A 519-nucleotide genomic window follows, 5' to 3' on the forward strand; every position below is an offset into this window, starting at 1 on the left:
TTTACGAAAACGCCGATGGTGGAGCATTACAGCCCAAACAAAGCGTCGGGTTACATTCTCAAAATTGTCAATGAAGGCAACAACTACGCGAACGATATCAATTTGAAAGATGCCATTGGCGCGTTAACTGTCGATACGATTGATGGTTCAACCAACCAAGCATTTTTGCAATGGGCCGTTCAATATGTAGCGGGCAGTGCATTAACTACGGTCGATGCGAACTCTCTGGTGGTGGATAACGATATTGACTACAACATCGACCTAGCACCAAATGACAGCATTACGTTGTACGTGATTGGTTTAGTGAATGCACAAGCAACTGGTGACATCGTTAACCAAGCCACACTCAACTACAACGGCAAAGATATTCTCGCAACTGCAACGCTAAAACCTTACCCGGGCGATGTCGTTATCGAAAAGTCCGCTGACGAACGATATTACCAGCCGGGAGAGTTCTCGACATTCCGAGTCAAGGTCACGAACAACGGTTCTGGTTTTGCTGCGGATGTCAAAGTGGAG

Annotated in this window: 1 protein-coding gene; it reads left to right on the plus strand. The window is 46.4% G+C overall.

Annotated features, from left to right (window positions below):
• Positions 1 to 519 (plus strand): hypothetical protein (locus tag R7Z47_RS26825; RefSeq protein WP_318131022.1); only part of this gene is annotated, 519 nt, incomplete at both ends.

This window comes from Vibrio sp. 1641, assembly GCF_033339995.1.
In the GTDB taxonomy this organism is placed as follows: Bacteria; Pseudomonadota; Gammaproteobacteria; order Enterobacterales; family Vibrionaceae; genus Vibrio; species Vibrio alginolyticus.